At 51.5% G+C, this 24,491-nt stretch carries 24 protein-coding genes and 1 riboswitch; of the genes, 7 read left to right on the top strand and 17 right to left on the bottom strand.

The genetic code is table 11. From position 1 onward, the window contains the following. Positions 1–83 precede the first annotated feature (83 nt). Positions 84–1,463 (top strand): aldehyde dehydrogenase, encoded by a 1,380-nt coding sequence (locus RB297_RS28110; protein WP_096776629.1) that lies wholly within the window; start codon positions 84–86, stop codon positions 1,461–1,463. A 74-nt stretch (positions 1,464–1,537) separates the two neighbouring features. On the opposite strand, the gene RB297_RS28115 is transcribed toward RB297_RS28110, so the two are convergent. The 5 genes from RB297_RS28115 to RB297_RS28135 form a co-directional block, all read right to left on the bottom strand. Then, positions 1,538–2,224: a potassium channel family protein gene (locus RB297_RS28115; protein WP_015737401.1), complete on the bottom strand. Its 687-nt coding sequence runs from the start codon at positions 2,222–2,224 to the stop codon at positions 1,538–1,540. 211 nt (positions 2,225–2,435) lie between these two features. Next, positions 2,436–3,236, bottom strand: a complete 801-nt coding sequence (locus RB297_RS28120) for an AAC(3) family N-acetyltransferase (protein WP_375121941.1) — start codon at positions 3,234–3,236, stop codon at positions 2,436–2,438. A gap of 132 nt (positions 3,237–3,368) precedes the next feature. Further along, complete coding sequence (gene sdhB, locus RB297_RS28125) at positions 3,369–4,133, bottom strand: succinate dehydrogenase iron-sulfur subunit (protein ID WP_375121942.1); 765 nt, start codon at positions 4,131–4,133, stop codon at positions 3,369–3,371. Between the two features lie 19 nt (positions 4,134–4,152). Then, on the bottom strand, positions 4,153–5,895 hold the full coding sequence (gene sdhA / locus RB297_RS28130) for a succinate dehydrogenase flavoprotein subunit (protein WP_375121943.1): 1,743 nt from the start codon (positions 5,893–5,895) through the stop codon (positions 4,153–4,155). A 16-nt stretch (positions 5,896–5,911) separates the two neighbouring features. Continuing rightward, positions 5,912–6,580, bottom strand: coding sequence for a succinate dehydrogenase cytochrome b558 subunit (locus RB297_RS28135; RefSeq protein WP_375121944.1), 669 nt, complete (start codon positions 6,578–6,580; stop codon positions 5,912–5,914). Between the two features lie 275 nt (positions 6,581–6,855). Between RB297_RS28135 and RB297_RS28140 the strand changes: the two genes are divergently transcribed. Continuing rightward, complete coding sequence (locus tag RB297_RS28140) at positions 6,856–7,773, top strand: LysR family transcriptional regulator (protein ID WP_015737406.1); 918 nt, start codon at positions 6,856–6,858, stop codon at positions 7,771–7,773. A gap of 35 nt (positions 7,774–7,808) precedes the next feature. On the opposite strand, the gene RB297_RS28145 is transcribed toward RB297_RS28140, so the two are convergent. Continuing rightward, positions 7,809–8,483 (bottom strand): potassium channel family protein, encoded by a 675-nt coding sequence (locus RB297_RS28145; protein ID WP_009592874.1) that lies wholly within the window; start codon positions 8,481–8,483, stop codon positions 7,809–7,811. Positions 8,484–8,499: 16 nt separating this feature from the next. Then, the gene (locus RB297_RS28150) at positions 8,500–9,840 is read right to left on the bottom strand and encodes a TrkH family potassium uptake protein (RefSeq protein ID WP_375121945.1); all 1,341 of its coding nucleotides are present in this window, start codon (positions 9,838–9,840) and stop codon (positions 8,500–8,502) included. A gap of 63 nt (positions 9,841–9,903) precedes the next feature. Continuing rightward, positions 9,904–10,048, bottom strand: a riboswitch (cyclic di-AMP (ydaO/yuaA leader). A gap of 290 nt (positions 10,049–10,338) precedes the next feature. Here RB297_RS28150 and RB297_RS28155 point away from each other — a divergent pair. Further along, on the top strand, positions 10,339–12,027 hold the full coding sequence (locus tag RB297_RS28155) for a CPBP family intramembrane glutamic endopeptidase (RefSeq protein ID WP_375121946.1): 1,689 nt from the start codon (positions 10,339–10,341) through the stop codon (positions 12,025–12,027). Here RB297_RS28155 and uvrC read toward each other — a convergent pair. Together uvrC and trxA are read right to left on the bottom strand one after the other, a co-directional pair. Continuing rightward, positions 11,999–14,002: an excinuclease ABC subunit UvrC gene (gene uvrC, locus RB297_RS28160; RefSeq protein ID WP_332296899.1), complete on the bottom strand. Its 2,004-nt coding sequence runs from the start codon at positions 14,000–14,002 to the stop codon at positions 11,999–12,001. The genes RB297_RS28155 and uvrC overlap by 29 nt on opposite strands. 137 nt (positions 14,003–14,139) lie before the next feature. Next, positions 14,140–14,457, bottom strand: a complete 318-nt coding sequence (gene trxA, locus RB297_RS28165; RefSeq protein ID WP_009592891.1) for a thioredoxin — start codon at positions 14,455–14,457, stop codon at positions 14,140–14,142. Positions 14,458–14,710: 253 nt separating this feature from the next. Here trxA and RB297_RS28170 point away from each other — a divergent pair, with 253 nt between their 5' ends. Further along, positions 14,711–14,866: a hypothetical protein gene (locus RB297_RS28170; protein ID WP_006212594.1), complete on the top strand. Its 156-nt coding sequence runs from the start codon at positions 14,711–14,713 to the stop codon at positions 14,864–14,866. Positions 14,867–14,992: 126 nt separating this feature from the next. Here the strand turns inward: RB297_RS28170 and dnaI are convergent, their stop codons facing one another. The 3 genes from dnaI to RB297_RS28185 all read right to left on the bottom strand — a co-directional run bounded on the left by dnaI (position 14,993) and on the right by RB297_RS28185 (position 17,986). Then, entirely contained in the window at positions 14,993–15,946 is a 954-nt protein-coding gene (gene dnaI, locus RB297_RS28175; protein WP_009592849.1) for a primosomal protein DnaI, read from the bottom strand. Between the two features lie 34 nt (positions 15,947–15,980). Then, positions 15,981–17,486 (bottom strand): replication initiation and membrane attachment family protein, encoded by a 1,506-nt coding sequence (locus RB297_RS28180; RefSeq protein ID WP_192570598.1) that lies wholly within the window; start codon positions 17,484–17,486, stop codon positions 15,981–15,983. A gap of 200 nt (positions 17,487–17,686) precedes the next feature. Beyond that, positions 17,687–17,986, bottom strand: coding sequence for a YuiB family protein (locus RB297_RS28185; RefSeq protein ID WP_015737411.1), 300 nt, complete (start codon positions 17,984–17,986; stop codon positions 17,687–17,689). 250 nt (positions 17,987–18,236) lie between these two features. On the opposite strand from RB297_RS28185, the gene hemQ reads away from it, so the two are divergent. Beyond that, a complete protein-coding gene (gene hemQ / locus RB297_RS28190) occupies positions 18,237–18,986 on the top strand; it encodes a hydrogen peroxide-dependent heme synthase (protein ID WP_015737412.1) in 750 nt (249 codons plus the stop codon). 69 nt (positions 18,987–19,055) lie between these two features. On the opposite strand, the gene RB297_RS28195 is transcribed toward hemQ, so the two are convergent. Both RB297_RS28195 and RB297_RS28200 read right to left on the bottom strand, forming a co-directional pair. After that, a complete protein-coding gene (locus tag RB297_RS28195) occupies positions 19,056–19,316 on the bottom strand; it encodes a hypothetical protein (protein ID WP_009592851.1) in 261 nt (86 codons plus the stop codon). Next, the gene (locus tag RB297_RS28200; protein WP_096776639.1) at positions 19,317–20,510 is read right to left on the bottom strand and encodes an NAD(P)/FAD-dependent oxidoreductase; all 1,194 of its coding nucleotides are present in this window, start codon (positions 20,508–20,510) and stop codon (positions 19,317–19,319) included. Between the two features lie 479 nt (positions 20,511–20,989). On the opposite strand from RB297_RS28200, the gene RB297_RS28205 reads away from it, so the two are divergent. Further along, on the top strand, positions 20,990–21,991 hold the full coding sequence (locus RB297_RS28205; protein WP_009592883.1) for an NAD(P)/FAD-dependent oxidoreductase: 1,002 nt from the start codon (positions 20,990–20,992) through the stop codon (positions 21,989–21,991). Positions 21,992–22,184: 193 nt separating this feature from the next. Here the strand turns inward: RB297_RS28205 and sda are convergent, their stop codons facing one another. Together sda and RB297_RS28215 are read right to left on the bottom strand one after the other, a co-directional pair. Continuing rightward, a complete protein-coding gene (gene sda / locus RB297_RS28210; protein WP_006212600.1) occupies positions 22,185–22,328 on the bottom strand; it encodes a sporulation histidine kinase inhibitor Sda in 144 nt (47 codons plus the stop codon). 298 nt (positions 22,329–22,626) lie between these two features. Then, positions 22,627–23,289, bottom strand: a complete 663-nt coding sequence (locus tag RB297_RS28215) for a YheC/YheD family protein (RefSeq protein ID WP_009592895.1) — start codon at positions 23,287–23,289, stop codon at positions 22,627–22,629. A gap of 222 nt (positions 23,290–23,511) precedes the next feature. On the opposite strand from RB297_RS28215, the gene RB297_RS28220 reads away from it, so the two are divergent. Then, the gene (locus RB297_RS28220) at positions 23,512–23,721 is read left to right on the top strand and encodes a hypothetical protein (RefSeq protein WP_009592898.1); all 210 of its coding nucleotides are present in this window, start codon (positions 23,512–23,514) and stop codon (positions 23,719–23,721) included. A 163-nt stretch (positions 23,722–23,884) separates the two neighbouring features. On the opposite strand, the gene RB297_RS28225 is transcribed toward RB297_RS28220, so the two are convergent. Continuing rightward, complete coding sequence (locus tag RB297_RS28225) at positions 23,885–24,244, bottom strand: HesB/IscA family protein (protein WP_009592872.1); 360 nt, start codon at positions 24,242–24,244, stop codon at positions 23,885–23,887. Positions 24,245–24,491 lie beyond the last annotated feature (247 nt).

Raw genomic sequence — 24,491 nt, forward strand, 5'->3', positions numbered from 1 at the left:
CTATATAATAATGAAAGAATTCAAGTATTAACGCTCTTATGTTTATTCATATACATGAAATAATAAGAGAAAGGGGTTTATGTATGACTGTTAACGATTCGATCGCAGCCATAGTTTCGGCACAGCGGCATTTTTTTCATAAAGACATCACCAAGGAAGTAGATTTCCGTCTCCAGCAGCTGACCAAGCTGCGCCAAATCCTGATTGCCAGAGAAAACGATATTATGGAGGCGCTGCGCAGGGACCTGAACAAGAGTGAACAGGAAGCCTTCACGACCGAGATCGGAATCGTCTACAAAGAACTCTCCTTTATCATAAAGAATTTGAAGCGCTGGGCCAAGCCGCAGCGCGTCAAAACCGCGCTGACGCATGTGGGCAGCAAGGGAGTGGTCTATCCTGAGCCCTATGGGACGGTTCTGATTATCGCTCCCTGGAATTATCCTTGGCAGCTGGCCATCTCTCCGCTGATCGGAGCCTTGGCCGCCGGAAACACGGCCATTGTGAAGCCATCGGAACTGACGCCTAACGTATCCGCACTCATTACGGCCATCATGAAAGAGACGTTTGAGCCGGAATACGTGGTTTCTGTAGAGGGAGGCCCCGAGGTTAGCACGAGCCTGCTGGAGCAGCCTTTGGATTATGTCTTTTTTACCGGCAGCACCCACGTCGGCAAAATCGTCATGGAAGCCGCCGCCAAGCAGCTGACACCGGTAACGCTGGAGCTCGGGGGCAAGAGCCCTTGCATCGTCCACGAGGATGCGCCCCTTGCCCTGGCGGCTTCGCGTATCGCATTCGGCAAGTTTACGAATGCAGGCCAAACGTGCGTCGCTCCCGATTATGTGCTCGTGCACAGCAAGGTGAAAGAGAAGTTCATCGCGCATCTGAAAGACGCCATCACTTCATTCTACGGCGAGACCCCGCTAACCAATCCCGATTATGGGCGCATCGTTTCGGAGAAGCATTTTGACCGGCTTTCCAACTTTCTGGACAACGGAACCCTCCGCCACGGCGGGGGCACGTCGCGGGATAAATTGCTCATCGAGCCCGCCGTGCTGGACGATATCACCTGGGATATGCCGATCATGGAGGAAGAAATCTTCGGCCCGCTGTGTCCGATCTTGACCTATGAGGATCTGCACGAGGCGGTCCAAGCGATTCAAGCCCGTCCCAAGCCGCTCGCGCTTTACCTGTTTACCGAGAATGAAGATGTACAGGATTACGTGCTCTCCTCGGTTTCTTTTGGCGGGGGATGCGTCAACGACACGCTGATGCACCTGGCAACCCCCTTTCTTCCGTTCGGAGGCGTCGGCGAGAGCGGGATCGGCTCGTATCACGGGGAATACAGCTTCCACACGTTCTCCCATAGAAAAAGCGTGCTTAAGCAAACCAACCGGTTTGATTTTAAATTCCGTTATCCTTCCAAGAACGGGCTGGGCATTTTAAAAAAGCTGATGAAGCCTTAGCTTTCATCCAGCTTTCGCTTTCCTGCCCCGTTAACTATAACTAATAAAGGCGCACCGTTGTCGGCGCGCATGTTTTACTTGGATGAATGTTTTCTGCGATGCGGCATATTGCCCTTTGTCTTCACTTCGCCGCCTTCCGTCTCCAGTCCGTCGTCGCCGGGCTTAAAGATCCGGCGCAGCGTCCCCAGCATGGACAGCGCATAAGCAACGGTAACAAAGCTGAAAGCAATCTCCAGCACCACGACAAGCCGGGACGTATTATCGACAGGGGCTACATCGCCATACCCGACCGTGACAAACGTCGCCATGCTGAAATACAGGAAGGTAATGAACTGGCTCAGCAAATCCTGACCGAGGTTCTCGCCTTCGAAGGAAACGCCTCCGAACAGCTTATAGATCGACATATACACCACCGTGAAAAATAGAATGCACATCCCCGCCGCCATGCTGATCCGAACCAGGGTCGTTTTCATATCGACATGCTGATGGACAGAGTCTGCAATCTTATCGAAGATATACAGCACATAGAAAATAACGGAACATAATGAAAACAGCAGGATCAAGGCCCGCATACCACCTTCGCCGGGTACGACATGCATGAGATCAATCCAGCCGAGCAAATCCTCGACCGATATCAGGACATAAATGAGCAGCGGCGCCAGCAGCAAAGGCCTGCTGGACCACTTCTTGTCCATGCTGTAAAACAAATAGATCAACGACAGCAAGCCCGCCAAATTGAGCAGCCACATCCACCAAGACATCTCTAGTCCCTCCTTGAGGCCCGCAACCTGCAGGCCGTGCCATTACGTCCTATTACCCTCGAAACGGCACCTCTGCACCTGGAGGTCATTGGCAGCTTGGCAGCCGGCAAGAGCTGACTTTAGTCCTGGTCGAAGTCTGGATATCTTGTGCTGCGTCGCTCCACACACGCCTGCGGTAACTCCGAAAGCATGTGCGATGCGCCGCTAACATTTAACGGTTCTTCTCCATCCACGACACGGCATAATCCACCATGGCCCGCTGTTCAGCCAATATGCAGTCGGCCTTTCCTACGCGTCCATGGATATACGCATCGGGGCACTGCGCTTCGAACGAAGCCCCTAATGCCTCGAAGTCGTCCGAATGATAGTTGATATCCTGAAACGCCTCCCACACTGTCACTCCCTGCACCCTGCGGACTGGCGCGTGGGCGGTGACCGCCTCCTTGCCCTTCCAATTCGCGCGGTATTCGCTGAGGTGGAACGACGTATTGTTGCCATAACCGCTGCCCAGCATAAGCACGTACGCGCCCGCCTCATACAAGCGTGCCAGCGGAGAAGCTTCGCCTAAGCTATGGTCCAGCGGATGGGATTGCATTAGGTCCCTGGCCTCCCTGCCGCGTGCCGCAAACGACACATGCGGATGAGCGCTTCGGATAACCCCTTCTTGTTTACGGAACACTTCCGGAATGATCCCCATCCCCGAAGTGACCGTCAGATCCGGATCATAGGGCGGCATGCCCTCGCGAATCAGATTCCACCATTTTGGATCGGCCGGCGGATTTCCCCATGTCTTTGGATCGGTTAAGTTCGCGGATTGGGTCGGCATCACCAGCGTCCCTTCTTCCCCCAGTACGTCTTCGAGTGCCAGTATGACGGCCTCCGGACCGCCGACGATCCACCCGCCCACACTCTTGAGCGAAGAATGGACGAGCAAGGTCATGCCTTTCCGGACGCCCAAAGCGGCCAATTCATCGCTAATATCCTTTATGGTAATCGGTCTTTCTATGATCAAGTGACTCACCTCAGATTCAATTCGAAGATTTCCTATCCTATGAAAAAAACACATAAATTATAGCACACAACAAAAAGCGTCTGTACCGAAGCCCATGCCCCGGTCAGACGCCTTGGTATTGAAGTTAACCGATTAAACGCCAAGCCAGCGCTTAAACAGGTGTTTGGTCGTATCCTTGTTCATTTCCGCAATCGACGTGGTCAGCGGAATGCCCTTCGGACAAGAACGCACGCAGTTCTGCGAGTTGCCGCAGCCCTCGATGCCTCCGTCCTGCATCAGCGCTTCCAGACGCTCTTCCTTGTTCATCTCGCCTGTCGGGTGAGCATTGAACAAGCGAACCTGGGAGATCGCGGCCGGTCCGATAAAGTCCGTTTTTTCGTTGACGTTCGGACAAGCCTCCAGGCAAACGCCGCAGGTCATGCACTTGGACAGCTCGTAAGCCCACTGACGCTTCTTCTCCGCCATTTTGGGGCCGGGACCAAGGTCATAGGTGCCGTCGATCGGAATCCACGCTTTCACGCGCTTGAGGGCCGTGAACATGCGGCTGCGGTCGATCACCAAGTCTCTCACAACCGGGAAAGTCTTCATCGGCTGAATCCGGATCGGCTGCTCCAGCTTATCGATCAGTGCCGCACATGCTTGGCGCGGCTTGCCGTTAATGACCATGGAGCACGCTCCGCACACTTCTTCAAGGCAGTTGGAGTCCCAACATACAGGCGCGGTCGTTTGGCCCTGCGCGTTTTTGGGATTGCGCTGAATTTCCATCAGCGCACTAATGACGTTCATGCCGGGACGGTACGGAATTTCGAATTCCTCAGTGTAAGATTTCGTCTCCGGACTGTCCTGACGTGTAATAATAAACTTAACGCTCTTTGAGGCGGCTGTTGTTTGAGACATCGTAAATCCCCCTTCCTTCTTACTTGTCTTTCGAATAGTCGCGAATACGCGGCGGGATTAAGGAAACATCCACTTCTTCGTATGAAATTTGCGGTCCGTCAGGCGTCCAGGTTGCTTTGGTCGTCTTGAGGAACTCCTCATCGTTACGATCCGGAAATTCCGGCTTATAGTGAGCGCCGCGGCTTTCGTTCCGGAGAAGCGCTCCCAGCGTCATGGCCTCCGACAACTCCAGCATGTTCCACAGCTGACGCGTGAATGCCACGCCCTGGTTGTTCCAGCGGGAGGTATCCGTCATATTGATATTGCGGTAACGCTGCTTCAATTCCTTGATTTTGTTGATGGTTGCTTCAAGCTTGTCATTGTAGCGAACCACCGTCATATTGTTGGTCATCCATTCGCCGAGCTCTTTATGGATCACGTAAGCATTCTCGGTTCCTTCCATCTTGAGCAGGCCTTCGTACTTGGTCGTTTGCTCTTTCGCAACGCGATCGAATACCGTGGAAGAAACATCTTCAGCGGACTTCTTCAGACCTTTGACATATTCGATTGCTTTCGGTCCGGCCACCATGCCGCCATAAATGGCGGATACCAGGGAGTTCGCTCCCAAACGGTTCGCACCGTGATATTGATACTCGCATTCTCCAGCTGCGAACAGCCCCGGAATGTTGGTCATTTGGTTGTAATCGACCCACATGCCGCCCATGGAATAATGGACAGCCGGGAAGATCTTCATCGGGATTTTACGCGGATCGTCGCCCATGAATTTCTCATAGATCTCGATGATGCCGCCAAGCTTCACGTCCAGCTCTTTCGGATCTTTATGGGAGAGGTCCAGGTATACCATGTTCTCGCCATTGATGCCAAGTCCCATATCGACGCAGACGGAGAAGATTTCACGCGTAGCGATATCGCGCGGCACCAGGTTTCCGTAAGCAGGGTATTTCTCTTCGAGGAAATACCAAGGCTTGCCGTCTTTATAGGTCCAGATCCGTCCGCCCTCACCGCGTGCCGATTCCGACATCAAGCGGAGCTTGTCATCGCCTGGAATGGCTGTCGGGTGAATCTGAATGAATTCGCCGTTGGCATAATGAACGCCTTGCTGATAAACGGCACTCGCCGCTGTTCCCGTGTTGATCACCGAGTTAGTCGTTTTTCCGAAAATAATGCCAGGACCACCGCTTGCGAGAATGACAGCTTCAGCTTTGAACGCCTTGATCTCCATCGAGCGCAAATCCTGAGCTGCGATACCGCGGCATACGCCTTCGTCGTCGATGATCGCATTCAGGAACTCCCAGTTCTCGTACTTGGTCACAAGACCCGCGGTTTCCCAGCGGCGAACCTGCTCGTCAAGCGCATAGAGCAGCTGTTGTCCGGTCGTTGCGCCGGCGAATGCGGTCCGGTGACGCTTCGTTCCGCCGAAACGGCGGAAATCGAGCAGGCCTTCCGGCGTACGGTTAAACATAACGCCCATGCGGTCCATCAAGTGGATAATGCCCGGAGCCGCTTCGCACATCGCTTTGACCGGAGGCTGATTCGCAAGGAAGTCGCCGCCGTACACCGTATCGTCAAAGTGCTCCCAAGGAGAGTCACCCTCACCTTTCGTATTGACGGCTCCATTGATGCCGCCTTGCGCACACACGGAGTGAGAGCGTTTAACAGGTACAAGTGAGAATAGATGAACGTGAGCTCCTGCTTCTGCCGCTTTGATGGTTGCCATCAGCCCGGCGAGGCCACCGCCCACTACAATAATATTAGATGCCATTTTTCGTTCACTCCCCTTAACTTAAGACTGTCTTAACTACATCGATCGCTGCTGTCGCCGCCTGGAATTCGGAACTGCGGAATGCTGTCATGGCCAGAACGAACAGCACGCTCATCAATACGAACAAGCCCATGCAGATGTAAGTGGATACCTTCTGCGCGCGCGGACCGACAGTGATGCCCCAGCTAACGAGGAATGCCCACAGGCCGTTCGTGAAGTGGAAGACTGCCGAAACGACGCCGATGACGTACAGAGCAAACAGAACCGGATTGTTCATGATGCCGTGCATCGTCGCGCCCAAATCGTCATGCGTGATTTTGCCGATCATGATTTGGAAGCGCGTATCGTACATATGCCAGATGACAAAAACGAACGTAATAACGCCGGTGATCCGTTGGATGGTGAAGCGGATGTTCCGTTCATAGTTGTAGTTGCCCACGTTGTTATTCGCCTGGTAAGCGATGTATAACCCGTAGACGCCGTGATATAGCAATGGCAGCCAGATCAGGAACAGCTCGAGGAAAAAAATCAGCGGCATGCTGTTCAAAAAATGCACCGCGCTCGCGAAGCCTTCCTTTCCACCCTCGAAAGCCTTAAAGTTGGAAATCATATGGCTGAGCAAAAATGCCCCAAGCGGTATGACACCGAGCAAAGAATGCAGCTTTCTGGAATAATACCCTTTCATCAGTTGACGTTCCCCTTTCCAATGTACAGCGTTTTCATTTTCAATCTTTCCTATTTTCAGAACAATTACACTTCCCCTGCCCTAAAAGAGGTTGTTCAAAAAGCCTTGCAACGACAAAAAGTTGCCTATTTCAGCAATCGTGTGAACAACTTGTGTCATGTTTCATGTTACTCCTTTTTTTCTTATAATGGAATTGCAATATAATTATTAATCGTTATAATCTATACGCATAAGCAACGTTTTGCACGCATGTCTATTTTAATAGGAGGATTTCCATGTTCGAAGAACTGGACGTGTTCGCCGTCGTCGTGGAGCAATCCAGCATCAATCAAGCCTCCAAGCTGCTCAACTTGTCACAGCCGGCCTTGTCCCGAAAAATAGCCAAACTGGAGGACCAGCTCGGACTGCAGCTGTTCAACCGCCGCGGCAAAAGGCTGGAACTTACCTCCATCGGGCAGATTGTGTATACCTTCGCCCTGGAGCAGCGCCAGCAGCAGATCAAATTCTTGCAGACCTTGGCCCATTACCGGGAAGGGGACCAAATCTCGATTAACCTGGGCGCCAGTCTGACCACGCTGCAGACCACCCTGCCCCCGCTGGTCAATGCCTTCATGGAGCGCCATCCGTCAGCCGAAATCAAGCTCATCACCGGCAAGACCCATGAAATCGTGTCTTATGTAAGGGATAAACGGGTCGATGTCGGCATTGTTGCTTCATCCATCAACCAGCCGGGCTTGAACTGCATCCCGCTGTTCGATGACCATCTGGAGCTTGTCATCCCGTCTTCACATCCGCTGGCGGAAATCGAGGATGTGGGCATCGAACAGCTTCAAGGCTTGCCGATGATCATATTTTCGACCGGAACCTGGTACCGCAAGCTGACGGACGATCTGTTTCACCGCTGGGGCATCATGCCCGATATCCGGATGGAGATCGACTCCTTCGAAGCGATCGTCAGGCTGATCCCGACCTGCAAGGCGGCCGCGCTGCTGCCCAAATCCTATCTGAGGCCGCAGCTGCTGTCCGATAACGGGCTCGTCGACATTCATATTCCGGCACTCATCGAAACCCGGCGAACGACTTCGCTGATCTACGGTCAAGCCTCGGAGCTGAGCAAGGCGGCCAGCCGCTGGATCGAAGAAACGGAGATCCTGTTCCGCAAGCTGGAGGAAGATAAATCGAAAAAAAACTGACGATATTTCGCAATCGTCAGTTTTTTCTACTATATTTATTTCTCGAGCATATTCACGACTTCGGACTCAAAGCGGTCCACGTTGTCATTGGAGCCGATGACGACCATAATGTCGCCGGAGTTCACGACGTCCATGGCCGTCGGAGCAACGATAATGCCGGACTGTTTATTCAGCGCTACCACGCTGACGCCGTACCGGACCCTCGTATTAAGCTCGCTCAGCGTTTTTCCGTCCATGCAGTCCGTGACCGTCATCTCCACAATCAGATAATCCTTGGATAATTCGATATAATCAAGCAGGTTTGGCGTCACGAGCTGGTGCGCTACCCGGATCCCCATATCCCGCTCGGGAAAGATGACCCGGTCCACGCCAAGCTTCTCCAGCGCCCGGCCGTGCAGCACCGATATCGCCTTGGCAACGACCATCGCGACACCCAGCTCTTTCAACAGGATGGCGGAGAGGATGCTCATCTGAATGTCGTTCCCGATCGCAACGATCCCGCAGTCGAAGTTGCGGATGCCAAGCGATTTAAGCACTTCCTCATCCGTCGCGTCCGCCACCACCGTATGCGTCAGCAGCTCGCTCATGTCCTCGACGACCTCCTCGTTCCGGTCGATGCCGAGCACCTCATATCCCTGTTCCATCAGCTCCAGCGCCAGACTGGCGCCAAATCGCCCCAAACCGATGATTGCAAATTGCTTTGGTTTCATGTCTCTCCTATACCCCTTATCCAATTATCATTTTGCCTTCCGGATGACGATATAATTCTTTACCCTTTTTCGGCCCCAGTGCATAAGCAAGCGTCAACGGCCCCAATCGACCCGCAAACATCGTAAGGCTGATCAGGATCTTGCCGAACACGGTCAAATCGGGCGTTAAGCCCATGGAGAGACCTACCGTACCGAAGGCGGATGTCGTTTCGAATAGAATCTCCAGGAAGTCCCCTTCCTCTGTCGTCGACAGAATCATCGAGACGGTTAGAACGAGCAGCAGGGCCAGCAAGGCAATGGTCAGTGCCTTCAGCACCCGCTCCTGGGCCAGGCGATAACGGAACATGACGATGTCTTCCCGCCCGCGCATCATCGCGATGACCGCCCCTACCATAATGGTAAAGGTCGTGGTTTTGATGCCGCCGCCGGTTGACCCTGGAGATGCTCCGATAAACATCAGGATGACGATAAAAAATTGCGTTGCCTGTCTAAGCCCCGTAATATCTATAGTATTCGCGCCCGCCGTACGCGGCGTTACGGATTGGAATAACGCGCCGAAGAATTTTCCGCCCCAGTTCAGGGAACCCAGCGTTCTCGGATTGGTAAATTCAAATATGAGAATGACGATAAATCCGACCGCAAGCAAGGCAGCCGTCATCGTGAGCACCACCTTGGAGTGCAGGGAGATCCTCCGCTGTTTTCGATAATCGATCAGATCGGACAGCACAATAAATCCAATGCCCCCGGAAACAATCAAGAACATCACGACGAAGTTGACTACCGGATCGTATACATACCCGGTCAAACTCCGAAAATCGCCAAACAAATCGAAGCCGGCGTTGTTAAACATCGTCACCGCATGAAAAACACCGTAATAGATCGCCCGGCCCAGCGGCATATCAAACGCCCAACGAATCGATAAAAGGACTGCGCCGCAGGCCTCGATGACGAGGGAGTACAGCAATACTCTGCGTATCAGCCTTACGATGCCTTCCATCGAGGACTGATTCATCGCTTCCTGTAAGATTAGACGGTCTTTGAGCGATATGCGTCTTTTCAGAACCAAGGCGAATAAAGTAGCCATCGTCATGAATCCGAGCCCGCCGATTTGAATCAGCAGCATGATCACGACTTCTCCGAAAGAACTGAATGTCGTTCCCGTATCCACCACGACCAGGCCCGTTACGCACGTTGCCGAGGTCGAAGTGAACAAGGCGTCAGTAAATCCAAGCGGTTCGCCCGTCGTCGTCGAGATTGGCAGCATTAACAGCCCGGTCCCGATGAAGATGATGGCCGCAAAACCAAGCACGAGAATTTGGGGCGGAGACAATGTAAGCCAGTTTAATTTAGCGTTCAATCGGACACCTTCTTTAAAAAAATCAACGAAAAAAGACACTGGAAAACGCAGTGCCTTTCGGTCTGGTTCCTGTGCAACAGCCTACGAGGTTAGCTGACGGATTCGGGCATTTCCACAGGTCGCCCTATTCATTATTCCGGGAATAATGAAATTCACCCCAATTACATGGTTCCCCCATTTTCATTACGAAATTCGGCTGGAATATTCGGTTCCTTCAAGCATGATGTGATTATAACTCAATCCGTTACGTAACCCAATGCCGTTTTTCGCCCGAAATATCTTTAAAAGAGCGCGAATTGGGCATATTCAAGAATACAAGCGTAGGGTTCTCTAACGTTTTCGAAACCTTTCATTCATTTTCATCGATTTATTTCAATATTCCGATAATTGGGATAAGCTGCTTATGGCTTTCATACTATGTTATATTGACTCTATGCGTTCTTAATCAGGCATATCGAATACCAGTGGGAGTATCAACTTTCTTAGAGGAGGAATTTCATGAATCGTGCAAGAGAGCCCTTGAAGCTGAAGCCCAATCTGAAGCAGCTCATCGCGCCTGCCGCAGTCGGCCTGATTCTGTTCCTATTATTTCAGGTATTTCCGTGGGCGAATCCGGACGATGCCGAGATGGCCTCACCGGATATCATTTCCAAGGAGCAGGCTCGGCAGGCAGCTTCAAGGTTTGCTCAGGAGCATCTGCAGTTTGCGGCTGCGGACACGGACGAAGCCTTGGTTACATATCAATCCAAATCGGAACTTTACGGATATCTGGCGAAGGAGAAGAGGCTTTCGGAATATAACAAAACCTATGAAGCCAAATATCCCTATGACGTATACCGCGTTCGCTTCAGCGAGCCTGGAGGCGATGCCCTCAATGTGGACGTGCACATGCAGAATTCCGGCATCGTCGGATTCTCGTATGATTATGCCCGTTCCAGCTTTGACCGGATCGAGCTGAACAAGGGCGAGATTCAGAGGCAGATGCTGCTCGTCGTTGAGGACGGCATGACATTGGCCGAGAAGCAGGCGCTGGCGGAGCCATGGCTTCAGCGGGCGGGTTATGACCTGTCGAATCTGGAGCTGGTTACGAAGGAAGGGGAGCCCCGTCTCAAATATGTGGACCCTGAATCCAGGATCGGGGACTCCAGGCTGGAGCACCGCTTCACCTTCGAGCAGGGGAAATTGCGCTCTTATGAGCCCTCCTTCTCGGTGCCAGCCGCCCACTCTGCTTATGTCAACAAGCAGACGCAGGATGCCACCCTGCTGACGCTCGCAGGGTACGGCCTGTTCACCCTAATCCTGGGCATTCTTGCGATTGTGTACAGCGTGAAGACCAGGGCCTACACCTCGTTTAAGCGCGGCCTGTTCTTATCCGCGCTGCTGTTCGTCATTCAAATGCTGAATACGTATAATCTGATTCCCGTTTTCAAATCCGAAGGCATGTCGCAAACCGGCGTGCTCGGGATGATGATTTTCTATGCCGTCTATTCGCTCGTCTTCTCCGCCCTGCTCTATTTTTCCCTTGTCGGCGGCAGCGGGCTGTGGCATAAAGAAGACGGACTCAATCCATGGCCGCGTGCCAAAGAACCCGGATACGGGCATTACGTGCTGGACAGCATGAAGCTGGGGTATATGTGGGCCTTCATCCTGCTTGGCATCCAATCCGTCATCTTTATCGGTCTTGGTCTGACCCTGAATACATGGTCCACCACGGATGCGACGCAATCGCCTTACAACATGCTGTATCCTTGGCTGTTTCCGTTGATGGCCTGGCTGGCCGGCATATCCGAGGAGGCCGTGTACCGGCTGTTCGGCATCAAGATGGTGAAAAAGATCGTCCGCAACACCTTTGTCGCAAGCTTGATCACCTCGCTTATCTGGGCACTGGGACATACGCTCTATCCGATATACCCCGTGATCTCCCGGCCGATTGAGCTGGTCATCATCGGTTTGCTGTTCAGCTACATCTTCTTGAAATACGGGTATTTGGCGGCGATGTTCTCCCATGTCATCTTCAACAGCATCCTGATGGGCATCAGCCTGATCATGCTCAAGGATGCAGCCAACCTGCTGACCGGCGCTTTTTACATGGTGCTTCCGGCGATTGTCGCCTATGCGATTTACCGTTTCAACCCGACAAAAAAAGAGAAGCCGTATGTCACGACTCCTCCTCACGAAGTGCATTAAGAATTTCCGTTGCTAATTTTTCACCGATGGAAAGGGGCTTGAAGTCTTCGACTGAAGCCTCTTTTATTTTTTTGACCGAGCCAAAATGCTTCAGCAGCATTTTGCGGCGCTTCTCCCCGATGCCTGGGATCGAATCCAGCTTGGACGTCACCATCGATTTCCCGCGCTGCTCGCGGTGGAAGGAAATCGCGAAACGGTGAACCTCATCCTGAATGCGCTGGAGCAAATAGAACTCCTGGCTGTCCCGAGGCAGCGACACCGGCTCCGGCGGGTCTCCGACCATCAGCTGCGCCGTTTTATGCTTGGCATCCTTCACAAGCCCGCAGACCGGGACGAACAGCCCCAGTTCATTCTCCAGCACGTCGATGGCTGCTGAGATCTGTCCCTTCCCCCCATCGACGACAATGAGGTCCGGAAGCGGCAGATTCTCCTTCAATACACGCTCGTACCGCCGCCGGATCACTTCACGCATCGTATCGTAATCGTCCGGCCCCTGCACGGTACGAATCTTATATTTGCGATATTCCTTCTTATCCGGTTTCCCGTTGGTGAATACGACCATGGCCGATACCGGATTTGCGCCCTGGATGTTCGAGTTATCAAACGCCTCGATCCGGTTCAGCGACTGGAGGCCGATCACCTCGCCCAGATTGGCCGCTGCAACCGAGGTCCGTTCTTCATCGCGCTCAATCAAGCGGAATTTCTCGTCCAGCGACACCTTCGCGTTATCCGACGCCATGCCGACCATCTGTTTCTTCAAGCCCCGCTGCGGCACGTGAACCTTCACGCCCAGCCATTCCTGCAAGGCGGCAGCGCCCCCGGCAGCATCCACGAGGCCAGCGGCCTCCGCCTGCTCCGCTTGGGCTTGGACAAGGACTTCCTGCTGTTCTTCGGATGTATCCGCGGTCAGCTTCTTCTCCGTTTCTGCGGCTTCGTCTGCGTTCCGGGCACCCTGATCCCCGGCGCTATCAGTGGCCGTCCCGGAGCCGGTCTCCTCTGCCAACAGCGGCCCAGGCAGCAGAATTTCCTGCGGCAATGCAGGATTATCGCTGTAATACTGGGCTATGAACGACATGAAATCACTGTGCGCATCCCCGTAGAACGGAAAAACGGACTTGTTGCGCTGCACCATTTTGCCTTGGCGCATGTACAGAATCTGCACGCACATCCAGCCTTTGTCCACGGCATAACCGAACACGTCGCGATCCCGGGTATCCGTTGTCGTGATCTTCTGCTTCTCCATCAAGGTATCGATATGGATGATTTGGTCCCGCAGCTCCTTGGCACGCTCGAAATACAAATCCTCCGCGGCCTCCTGCATTTTCCGCTGCAGTTCCTTCTTGATCTCTTCGTGCCCGCCGCTCAGGAAGGAAGTAATCTCCCCCGTAATCTGTTCATAGGCGGATTTCGGCACTTCTTTCACGCATGGAGCCAAGCATTGTCCCATATGGTAATACAAGCAGACCTCTTTCGGCATAACGCCGCATTTGCGCAGTGGATACATCCGGTCCAGCAGCTTTTTGGTCTGCTGCGCCGCATACGCGTTCGGATAAGGACCGAAGTATTTGGCTTTATCTTTAAGCACCCTCCTGGTCACTTCCAGGCGAGGATGCTCTTCATTCGTTATTTTAAGGTAGGGATAGGTTTTATCGTCCTTCAGCAGCACATTGAATCTCGGCTGATGGGTTTTGATCAGATTGCACTCCAGAATTAACGCTTCCATGTTGCTGCCCGTCACGATGTATTCGAAATCGCGGATTTCCGAAACGAGCATCTGGGTCTTCCCGTTATGGCTCCCGGTAAAATACGAGCGCACCCGGTTCTTCAGCACTTTGGCCTTGCCCACGTATATAATCGTGCCTTCATGGTTCTTCATCAGGTAGCAGCCCGGCTGATCCGGCAGCAATGCCAGCTTGTGGCGAATATTCTCCTGCGCCTTCTCCTGCTCCTGAAGCCGTTTGGCAGAATCGTCCATGCTATTCCTCCTCTCCAAGGAGATTGTATGATATTAACAATATTAATATAAACCATGATAATGAACCACACAAAGCGCCTCCGGGTTACACCGAAGGCGCTGTATGAAAGCGGATTGCAGTCTATGGCAAATCCTGCTTATTGATGTTTTGCAATGATGCCCTTCAAGGCTTCTTTGGAGTTCAGACCTACGACTTTATCGACAGGCTGGCCGTCTTTAAAGAAGATCATGGTCGGAATGCTCATGACGCCGAAGCGTGCTGCGGATTCCGGATTCTCATCCACGTTCACCTTTGCAATTTTTACATCATCGCCGAGTTCTGAAGACAATTCGTCCAGAATCGGAGCAAGCATTTTACAAGGGCCGCACCATGGCGCCCAGAAATCAACTACAACCGTGCCTTGTCCTTCTACTTCATTGACGAAGGTTTGGTCGGTAACATTGACGATAGCCATTGTATTCTCCTCCTCACAGGATAAGATCGGGTAAAGTGCGAATCATAATTGTCGAATGGGTCGACGAATTTAGTATACCACAATCGGCCGGAAAAAGTGAAATATACTCACCTAAAGAAAGAGGTTTTCACGGGATTTTTATGCAATCTTTACAAATGATTTGCGCATTGGGTATACTACTAGTAACAAGTCGGGTGACGGTCAAGTTTTTCGTGTTCGCACGGCATGTTCACCTTTTGAGGAGGCAAGCACCATGGATGTAAACGTACGCGTTAACGATCCACGGGAGCACATCAATGAAGAACCACGCAATGACTTTGGCGATTTGATGATGGGCTTCGTGGGGATGTTCGGTTTCATGACCATCATCTTTTTCGGATTCGTCATTATCAAGTTCTTGGTCGGTTAATATTTGATGATTCCTTGTGCACAGATAAAAAGTCTGATCCTGCCGCGCTCCATGCGCAAGCGGGATCAGACTTTTTACGCTTCAAGAGACGTTTATCCACTCTGTTCATGTGCTCGTTGCAAACGTCTAGAACTTCCCTCTCTGGTTCTCTCCGAACAAATGAACGACATCCACGAAAGGCGCGATCCTGTTCATCAACCGCTGCCCTTTGTGAAGCTCCTCGCCGTCCTTGCTCGTGAAGCTGAGATGCTGCTCCAGCCCGTCGAGCGGATAGTTCGACGTATAGAAGGTCGGCAGCCGGTTCATCCGGAAATTCAGGATGGAACCGAGGACATGATCTCGTACCCACGGATTCAAATTCTCCGCTCCAATGTCGTCAAAGATCAGCAGGTCGCAATGCTTCATCGTCTCGACCATGTCCTTCAGCTTCTGGCCGTCCTGCATCATGGTTTTCAGATCTTCCACGAAATCGGGCATATAGACGATCACGCCGGAGTGGCCCGCTTTCGCAAGCTCATGCATTAAGTAACCCATCAGGTACGTTTTCCCGGTACCGAACGAACCGGTCAGATACAAGCCGCGCGGGGACAGGCCGTTCTCCTTCGTATCCCGGATATATTTGAAGACCTGGTGCACCGCAGGTGCCCGCAAGCGGTCCTTCGCCATAATCTCCATGTTGTCGTACCCTTCGCTCAAGGCATGCTCGTCAACATAAAAGCTGCGAATCCGCTTTTTGATCTGATCCTCATTGGTTTTTGCAATCTGCAGGGAGCACGGCGCCTTCCGTTCATAGATCTCCACCGTGCCGTTCATCCGCTGGATATCCAGCTTGCTGAAATGTCCCTGGAAATCATTCGGACACCGGTCCAGACCCGGGCATGCCTGGCAGTGGGCCTGGTCTCCCGCATATTGATACAGCTTGCTTAAATTCAATCGTATGACCCGGTCATCGATCTCGGGATATTCGCTTCGCAGTGCTTGAATCAGAGGATTCCTGAGCAAATCCTCCGTAATCTGCTCGGTTCTGCGCAGGAGCGCAGTACTTTTCATGCTTTCCAGCAGTTCACCAAGGGACTCCATCACCTGTTCCCTCCTCTCTTAAGCGGGATATTCCTTATCCGCCCTTCTTGTTGCCAGCCTGCATTTCTGCCGCAAACCGCATCATTTCTTCGAACTCCTCATCCGATACGGCCTCCGCCTGATCGGTCTCCAAAGCCACTGGAATTTCCGGCTTCGCCTTTCCGCCTTTAGCGTATGTACGCGTGCGCTGCGAGGCTGCCTTCTGCTTGCCTTTCATCTTGGCTTGATCCCGTATATACTGAACGGCTTTCTCATAGCTGTTTACTTGCTTCAGCAGCATGTTGGAAGCGATGGCCTCCACAAAGTTGCGGTTGATCCGCTGCTCGCCGCCTGCGGCAATGAGCGACATCAAATAATGAATGAGCACGTTGATGACTTCGCCCGGCAGCTTGTAGCTAAGGTCGATCTTTTCGAAGATGTCCAGAAACTGCGCGGGAACCGAGCCCGGGAAGAACGTCTGCAGGAGCCGTGTATAAGGCTCGTTGCGAAGCATCATATTATATTGGTGAATATCGCATTTGGACTGGAACTGGGCCGGAACCTCGACGTAATATTCCATCTGTACGGCATGCTCCTGCGCAGGCTCGTCCGGATCGGCCGTCATCTCCTGATGCAGGGCAACCACCTTGCCCGCCGTAATCTGCCGCTTCTCCTGCATCTTCATTCCCTGCCTAAAGTGAAGGCTGGCTTTGTGCTGCAAATCGTCCAGGACAACCTCGCCGTGCTCGGTAAAGATGCCGTCCTCGTCAAGCAGGCGGCACAAATCCTGCGTGCTGAGATCGTACTTGCGTACGACGTAATTCACGATGCCCATCTGCTCATGGTCGTAGCGAAGACGCTCCACAAAGACGCGATTGCGGGATTCGCGCGGGAATCGCAGAATAATGTCCGCGTAGTTCAGGCCTTCTCCCTGCGGATTCGGCGGCAGCACCGGCTTCCTTGATACCGCGACCTCTTCCAGCGCCTGCTCCAATTCATAATCAATGACATGCGTGTTCAACTCGAAAATATCGTAAAAGGGAACCGAGATGTTCTCCTTGTTCAGGGAAATGCCGGACCATTCCAGGGGTTCCTTGCTCCAAAGCTCTTCCCTCAGCGACAGGACGGCGAATTTCCCCACCTTATCGCGAAGCAGCAGCGTCAGATGCTGGGTGTTGAAGAACTCTGCCGGACTGAGCGGCGCCTGCAGCTCATATTCATAAACATGGTCGTCCGTTTCCGGGACGAACATCCGGCTGGTCTGCAGCAATCCTACCGCTTCCAGCTTGGAGGTTTGCTCAATGAGATAGCGGCGTCCTTTTTCGCTGGGCTCAAGCCCTAATGTCAAGAATAATCTTCGCTGCTGTTCAATGGCCGAATAGCCCACCTTCTCCAGCGGCACATGCGATACGAGAAGACGGTACAGACTGACCGCAAACGCGCCGACCATCGGTTGATATATCGAACCAAGCATTTTGTCGTCCAGGCCGCTTAAGCAGAAGTCACGGTATACGCAGTAACGGTGATTCTCTGTAAAATGTAAAAAATTAGTCATGCGCATCGTTTATGCTCCCCCTGTCGCCCAAAAATAGACTTCCTCTATTCTATCATAAATCCGATGCTCAGAAGTCGGTTCTTTCGCATCAAAAATTATGGAATTCTCGCGCCTGCCTTTTGGCAGAGCTTCCATAAATATAAATGACGGCCCCCAGGTATCGAAGAGCCGCCATTAACATTCCATTCAATTTGCGCCAAGCGCGATTAAAACATTCTAAACCCTTTAATACGCAATGTCTTAATGGTCCATCCGCTCATGTAAGCCCCGATCAGACCCGCAACTCCCGTTAAGTAATCCACCAACTGGAACGATCCGACGTGAGTCCAGAACGACATTTGGCCCCGATCCCACAAGCTGTATACAACGACCGGCAGAATGACAATCACGAACAGAAAGCACGGAAACCAGGTCGTCTTCATCAACATATTTAGGATAAAACCGATACCGAACATCATGACAAAAAACAAAATCATCAGCACGAGCACAGGAATAAATTGAAGCATGATCGCTGTTTTCACCTCTTCTTTATCACCTACGCATAGCAGCTATCCTACTTTATTGCAGCAAGAAACAGCACACCAAGCTTTAGCTAATAGCTAGTTTACTAAAAATCATGTCACAGATCAACGAACAATCGTGAATACATTGTGTCGGCGTTTGCCCTTCCGACTGCGCTTACAGTACAATATAGGAAGTTAATGCAAGCGGCCATCCGCTTCAATTATAACCAACATAATGTTTAGGAGTGATCACATGAACGAAGCTGCAATGACGCTCGAGGGCTGGTATGCGCTGCATGATTTCCGCACCATCAATTGGCCGGCCTGGAAAGCTGCAGACGAAGAAGTACGCGCTTTTGCGCTGGACGAGCTGAATGCGTTCCTTGCGGAATGGGATGCCGTCGAGACCGCCAAGCAAGGCAGCACCGCCGTATATACCATCGTCGGCCAGAAAGCCGATTTTGTTTTCATGCATTTGCGCGAGACGCTGGAAGAGCTGAACGCGATCGAGAACGCTTTTAACAAAACGACGTTCGCCCAGTTCACCACCAAGGCTTATTCCTATGTCAGCATCGTCGAGCTGAGCAATTACTTGGCCGGCTCCTCCGATGAGGATCCGATGCAGAACCCGCATGTCATTGCCCGCTTGAAGCCGGTCCTGCCAAAATCGAAGCATATCTGCTTCTACCCGATGAACAAAAAGCGGGATTTGGCGGACAACTGGTACATGCTGAGCATGGATGACCGTAAATCCATGATGAAGAGCCACGGGATGATCGGCCGCGGTTATGCCGGCAAGGTCAAGCAGATCATCACCGGTTCCGTCGGCTTCGACGATTGGGAATGGGGCGTTACCTTGTTCAGCGACGATGCGCTTCAATTCAAAAAGCTCGTGTACGAAATGAGATTTGACGAAGTGAGCGCGCGCTTCGGCGAATTCGGTCCTTTCTATGTCGGCAACCTGCTCGACCAAGCTTCTTTCACCGACTTGATGAAGGTATAATTCCTTCTGCACATAAATGGCATATCAAAAAAAGGGATGCTCTTCCGAATGAGAGCATCCCTTCTTCTGTTATTCGCCGTCTTCCTCATCTTGCTCTTGCTTGCGCAAGGTTTCAAGATATTCAGCGGTGGCCCGGTCCCGGGCCCGCCCTTTATCCTTGAGGCGCTCAATGGCAGGAAGAATGAGAATGTCGACTTCCTGCTGAACGGTATAAGCCAGATCGTACCGCTCTTGCGACTCCAGGTAGGAGCCGACCTCCATCAGGGCGTTGTAGCGATCCAGTTCATCTCTTGTGAGCAGCCCCCGCACTTGAACGCTGCAATGTCTCATTTATAGGAACCTGCCTTTTTTCAGGACGAGCGGAATGCCTCCGATAATGAAGAGGTAGCGCAGATCAACCAATTTTTTCAGCTGGGCCGCTTTCCATCCCTGATATTTCTTATCCCCTACAACCGCAATGCCTTCGCCCCGGCCGAGGGAAGCGACCGTGCCTTTATTATGGAACTCGAACTTGCGCATGGACTTGTCCCGGATCGCCGCAACGATATTCTGGGCACAGCATACGCCCTGCTGCATCGCCATTTGGGCGGTCGGCGGATAAGGTCTGCCTTCTTCGTTAAAAATGAGGGAGTTATCGCCGATAATATAAATGTTCTCGTATCCCGGAGCGCGTAAATATTCATCAACCTTCACGCGGCCCCTCATCGTTTCGAAGCCGGCCGATTCAACCAGGCGGTTCCCGCGGATGCCGCCGGTCCATACGACCGTTGCCGCCCGGAGCTCTTCGCCGTTGTTCAGCACGACCCCGCCCGGCAGGCATTCCTTGATCGCAATGCCCATCTTGAAGGTAACGCCCTTCTTCTCGAGAACGTTCATGGCATACTCCACCAGCTCGGGGGCAAACCCCGGCAGCGCCGACGGCGCGGCTTCCACGTTATAAATGTTCACCAATGTCGGATCGACGTCATACTCCTTGCACAGTCTCGGAATGCGGTCCGCCAGCTCGGCTACAAACTCGATGCCGCTGAACCCGGCTCCGCCAACCACGAAGTTGATGCGCTCTTGCGGTCTGCGTTCATTCTTATATAAAGCAAATTGATATTCAATATGCTCTCGAATCAATCGTACCGAGTTGATGCTTCGGATCGTCATCGCATGCTCTGCGAGTCCCGGGATCCCGAAGGTCTCCGGCTCGCCGCCGAGTCCAATGACAAGATAGTCATAGGATAACGTTCCATCTTCAAGGATAACCTTCTTATCGTGAAGGCGGATTTCCTGAACCGAGGATTTGACCAAATCGATTTTGAACTCGTCTATCAACTTGGATATGGATACCCGGGTATTCTCAATGCTGTCGGTTCCTGCTGCCGGCATATGCAAATGCGTTGTAATATAATGATAATCATGGCGATTCACCAATGTAACATCGGCCTCATTATAATTCAGCTCTTTTTGCAGCCGCTGCGCTGTCAATATGCCCCCGTAACCCGCGCCAAGGATTACGATCTTCGGTATGCTGCTCATTCTACTGCTCCTTCCAGCTTACTCTTTATATATACAGTATGGTACACATGTTAACATTCTGTGAAATTGCATCCAAAAAAAGAGAAGAGCCCTTATCAGAGCCCGTTTCATCATTTGACCTGATGGTTCATTACGGTTCAAAAACAGCTGTAATCCTGCGGTTTCCTTATGATTGCTGCCGTAACCAATCGATATGAGAACCCTGCAATGAACACAAGTTATCACGTTAATCATATGCATAAACCATGCAAATATCAAGAATTTTTTTGCCATTAAATATGCAAATCATTCCGCCATTTCCCCCCTTACTTGCTAAGTAAGCGCAACCATTCCAATGTTAGGTATTTTAACTCAATTCTCGTCTTTTCATGCCGGTTCGGGACGATTATAATAGGTAAGGAATTCATGAATCAGCTTTATCCGGACAAGAACGTCTGTCTGATTCGAATATAAACTCACTTTATGGAGGTGCTTACCGCATGACAACGATGCCACAAGACAACAATATGACGGATCTTTTGATTATCGGTGGCGGACCTGCAGGCATGTTTGCCGCTTTTTACGGCGGAATGCGCCAAGCCTCGGTTAAACTTATCGAGAGCATGCCCCAGCTCGGAGGCCAATTGGCTGCGCTGTATCCCGAAAAATATATCTATGACGTAGCAGGCTTCCCGAAGGTTACCGCTCAGGAGCTTGTGAACAATCTGTCCGCGCAAATGGAGCTCTTTAAAACGGACATCCGTCTTGAAGAGAAAGTCCAAGCTGTGGAAAAGCTTGAAGAACGTCATTTTGTCGTGAGAACGAATCTGGGCGAACACCATGCCAAAGCCGTCATCATTACGGCCGGCGTCGGGGCGTTCCAACCCCGCCGACTGGAGATTGAAGGTGCCGAGAAGTACGAGAAGGCGAACCTTCATTATTTCGTCAACGATCTCAGCCGCTTTAAAGGCAAGAAGGTGCTCATCAGCGGCGGCGGCGATTCCGCGGTAGACTGGGCGCTCATGATCGAACCGATCGCCGAGCAGGTTACGCTGGTTCACCGCCGCGACAAGTTCCGTGCCCACGAGCATAGCGTGGAGCAGCTGATGGCCTCGAAGGTGAACATCGTAACACCAACCGAAATCACGGAACTGCATGGTGAAGATGCCATTACGAAGGTGACGCTGTCGCATATTAAGACCAAAGAGACGCAAGAGATTGAAGTTGACGATGTCATTGTCAATTTCGGTTTCGTTTCCTCCCTTGGTCCGATCTCCGAGTGGGGCATCGCCATCGAAAGCAACTCCATCGTCGTGGACTCCCGCATGGAAACCAGCATCCCGGGTATTTTTGCGGCGGGCGATATCACGACCTATCCTGGCAAGGTCAAGCTCATTGCCGTCGGATTCGGCGAAGCGCCAACCGCCGTCAACAATGCCAAAGTATACTTTGATCCTGAAGCCAGATTGGCTCCGGGACACAGCAGCAACATGAAATTGTAGAGGTACTCGGAATTTCCTAAAACTTCGACATACAGAAAAAAAGGTATCTAACGTTCCAGAGGGCGATGCGCCACTCAGAACGGAAGATACCTTTTCTAATTCTTCTTCAAACCATATGTAGAACTTGGTTGAAAGCTCCCACATTATATGCGTATCATGTCGTAAGTTATCTATTCTATATACGAAAATCTGATTAATGCAGGATGCTGCCGGAATCGGTGTCCAAGTTCCGTTTATGAATTTCGGCCAGCAGTAGAGTGATGAACTCTCGTTCCAACTTCAATTCAACAGCCATATGATAGGAATCGAGAAGCATCTCATCCGTCAACATAGCCATCCCCTCACACCCCTTCCTCATATTTCCTGAATCTATCATATCAGACATGCGAAAACGGAACAACTGTTCGCTTATCCACAACCTCTTGTGGAAATCCTGTGTATAATTTGTTGGTAAGTGTAAGAAACAAGGTCATATCAAAGTGGATTATGGGGATAAATGTTATACACAGGATATGGGGTAAATCTACCATAAAAAAAATTGATCAATTATTATATCGGTAGATTACGGTTATTTTTTTATTACCCTATTAAAAAATCATATAAACGACTTCTGTTGGGAATATTAAACAAAAAATTCAGCTCGGTCTTGTATTTACTTCCAAAATCCATATCTTTCCTTCGACGTCGAGTCCGTAATCGAATCCCAGTTCCCCGATCCCGGGAAAGCGCGATTCCAGGATCGTGATGCACTGTCTGGTTAAGTGGCGCATTTCATTACGCTTCTCCCTGGCATTGATATGGGGCAGCGACAGCCTCAGAGCATGGCGGCAACGAAGCAGCGTCCCCCCTTTGCAAATGTTCGTCACAAACAGCCCCGGGTTCGCGAGCCGTCCTAGCATGGCCCGGAATTCCCATCTTCCTCTTTCCTTGACTACCTTGACGCGGTAATCCAGCGGACGTCCCTGAATTTTAGCCAGATGAATCCCCTGTTGTATCATGTAGCGCCGTTTCAGTTTCATTCTGTTCAATACGTGCAACAGGGAATTCAATGTATCTACATGAACAGTACGCCTCTTATGGGTTACCAAGTATCCCGTTCCGTCTTTCTGTATTCGGATGACTCCGTTACCACCGGTGCCTACAATCGGCTTGATCACGACCATTTCGTGTTCATCCAGCATTGAGACCAGGGTATCCCCTCCATACGACTGGGTCGCCGGAATGTAGGGAGCAACCTGCGGATCGGTCAGCAGCGCTTCCGTCTTCAGCCACTTGCTGGCCAATTGTCTTCCCGCCATGCTGCTTTCGCCTCCTTTTATTCATGACATACGTTATCCTATTCTCTTATCCGCACTTTGTCTTGGATGATTGTCCGGGATCGTTATGCCTAATAATTTGACGTATTCATGGCCGCGAAGCGAGCTTCCCTTTGCAAATGAGGTGATCTATCGTATAGTAAGAGCAGAGCTTTGTCCGTAATAAATCCATCCATGGATAACCATAAAGGAGGCTTTGTCACCTTGGCAGCATTGTTTGAAGTTTTGTACTGGATTGCCATTGTCGGCATGTCGGTTGCCCTTGCAGCCATCACCGTTCTGATCTTTGTCATGGGCTTCAAGTTCATCAAAGACAAGCGCCGCGGACTCGGGGCCGGCTGCATCGTGTTCTCGCTCGTGGCTGCCGGCATGATCGTGCTGATGCTGAACGATACCTTCTTCTTCCCGGTCTGATCGGATAGGAAGAACAACAAAATGCAGCTGCCCCGTTTGGGAGTCCGCTGCATTTTTTCATTTTCTTATGGGCGGCAGCAAAAAAAAGGACCCCCGCGACAACAGGGTCGCAGAGGTCTTTTTATTGGTTAGATTCAGAGCACAGTGCCCGAAAACCCGCTGCTTAGCAAGGCTCTTCGTTCGGTTTGCCCGCATCCGTTGCCGTGCGGAAGGAAGATCCGCAGCCGCAAGTTACGGTCGCGTTCGGGTTGTGGATGGTGAACCCGCCCGTCATGCCGGATTCCTCGAAGTCAATTTCGAGACCGTTCAGGTATTTCAGATCGTCCTTCTCGACAACGACTTTCATATCCTGCAGGTCCATATATACGTCCGCTTCCGTTTCTTGATCGTCGAAGCCCATTGCATATGAAAAACCACTGCATCCGCCGGCAGTGACACCCAGTCGAAGGAACATATTGGGCGTTTCCTGTTCAGCAAGCATTTCTTTCAAACGTTCTGCAGCTGTTTCGCTGATTGATATCATAGGTCACCCTCCTTTTCGTTCATTCTTTAAGTATACTCCTCTTCGCGAATTCGCTCAAGGTTGAGATGATGGCCATTTTACCATATGGTCTATAACCTATTTCAATTCCTCTATATGTATTGCTACCCCGAGGGGTCAGGTTTATAATAGGGAAGGAACATGGGCGGCAACTGTTGGATAATTGTCACATCCCCCGGCTAAAATGCGGCAAAGGTTATGGCTGGTCCACAGTTGTATATTTTTTCAC

This window comes from Paenibacillus sp. CR_12, assembly GCF_041953985.1.
GTDB classification, from domain to species: Bacteria; Bacillota; Bacilli; order Paenibacillales; family Paenibacillaceae; genus Paenibacillus_AQ; species Paenibacillus_AQ lautus_A.

Bases quoted from the DNA above. Each gene is read 5' to 3' on its own strand.
- RB297_RS28110 (WP_096776629.1), top strand. From the start codon at position 84: ATGACTGTTAACGATTCGATCGCAGCCATAGTTTCGGCACAGCGGCAT.
- sdhB (WP_375121942.1), bottom strand. From the start codon at position 4,133: ATGTCTCAAACAACAGCCGCCTCAAAGAGCGTTAAGTTTATTATTACA.
- RB297_RS28225 (WP_009592872.1), bottom strand. From the start codon at position 24,244: ATGATATCAATCAGCGAAACAGCTGCAGAACGTTTGAAAGAAATGCTT.
- RB297_RS28170 (WP_006212594.1), top strand. From the start codon at position 14,711: ATGGATGTAAACGTACGCGTTAACGATCCACGGGAGCACATCAATGAA.
- RB297_RS28140 (WP_015737406.1), top strand. From the start codon at position 6,856: ATGTTCGAAGAACTGGACGTGTTCGCCGTCGTCGTGGAGCAATCCAGC.
- uvrC (WP_332296899.1), bottom strand. From the start codon at position 14,002: ATGGACGATTCTGCCAAACGGCTTCAGGAGCAGGAGAAGGCGCAGGAG.
- RB297_RS28155 (WP_375121946.1), top strand. From the start codon at position 10,339: ATGAATCGTGCAAGAGAGCCCTTGAAGCTGAAGCCCAATCTGAAGCAG.
- RB297_RS28195 (WP_009592851.1), bottom strand. From the start codon at position 19,316: ATGAGACATTGCAGCGTTCAAGTGCGGGGGCTGCTCACAAGAGATGAA.
- trxA (WP_009592891.1), bottom strand. From the start codon at position 14,457: ATGGCTATCGTCAATGTTACCGACCAAACCTTCGTCAATGAAGTAGAA.
- RB297_RS28185 (WP_015737411.1), bottom strand. From the start codon at position 17,986: ATGCTTCAATTTATTCCTGTGCTCGTGCTGATGATTTTGTTTTTTGTC.
- RB297_RS28180 (WP_192570598.1), bottom strand. From the start codon at position 17,486: ATGCGCATGACTAATTTTTTACATTTTACAGAGAATCACCGTTACTGC.
- RB297_RS28145 (WP_009592874.1), bottom strand. From the start codon at position 8,483: ATGAAACCAAAGCAATTTGCAATCATCGGTTTGGGGCGATTTGGCGCC.
- hemQ (WP_015737412.1), top strand. From the start codon at position 18,237: ATGAACGAAGCTGCAATGACGCTCGAGGGCTGGTATGCGCTGCATGAT.
- RB297_RS28115 (WP_015737401.1), bottom strand. From the start codon at position 2,224: ATGTCTTGGTGGATGTGGCTGCTCAATTTGGCGGGCTTGCTGTCGTTG.
- dnaI (WP_009592849.1), bottom strand. From the start codon at position 15,946: ATGGAGTCCCTTGGTGAACTGCTGGAAAGCATGAAAAGTACTGCGCTC.
- sdhA (WP_375121943.1), bottom strand. From the start codon at position 5,895: ATGGCATCTAATATTATTGTAGTGGGCGGTGGCCTCGCCGGGCTGATG.
- RB297_RS28135 (WP_375121944.1), bottom strand. From the start codon at position 6,580: ATGAAAGGGTATTATTCCAGAAAGCTGCATTCTTTGCTCGGTGTCATA.
- RB297_RS28215 (WP_009592895.1), bottom strand. From the start codon at position 23,289: ATGGCGGGAAGACAATTGGCCAGCAAGTGGCTGAAGACGGAAGCGCTG.
- RB297_RS28205 (WP_009592883.1), top strand. From the start codon at position 20,990: ATGACAACGATGCCACAAGACAACAATATGACGGATCTTTTGATTATC.
- sda (WP_006212600.1), bottom strand. From the start codon at position 22,328: ATGGCTATGTTGACGGATGAGATGCTTCTCGATTCCTATCATATGGCT.
- RB297_RS28200 (WP_096776639.1), bottom strand. From the start codon at position 20,510: ATGAGCAGCATACCGAAGATCGTAATCCTTGGCGCGGGTTACGGGGGC.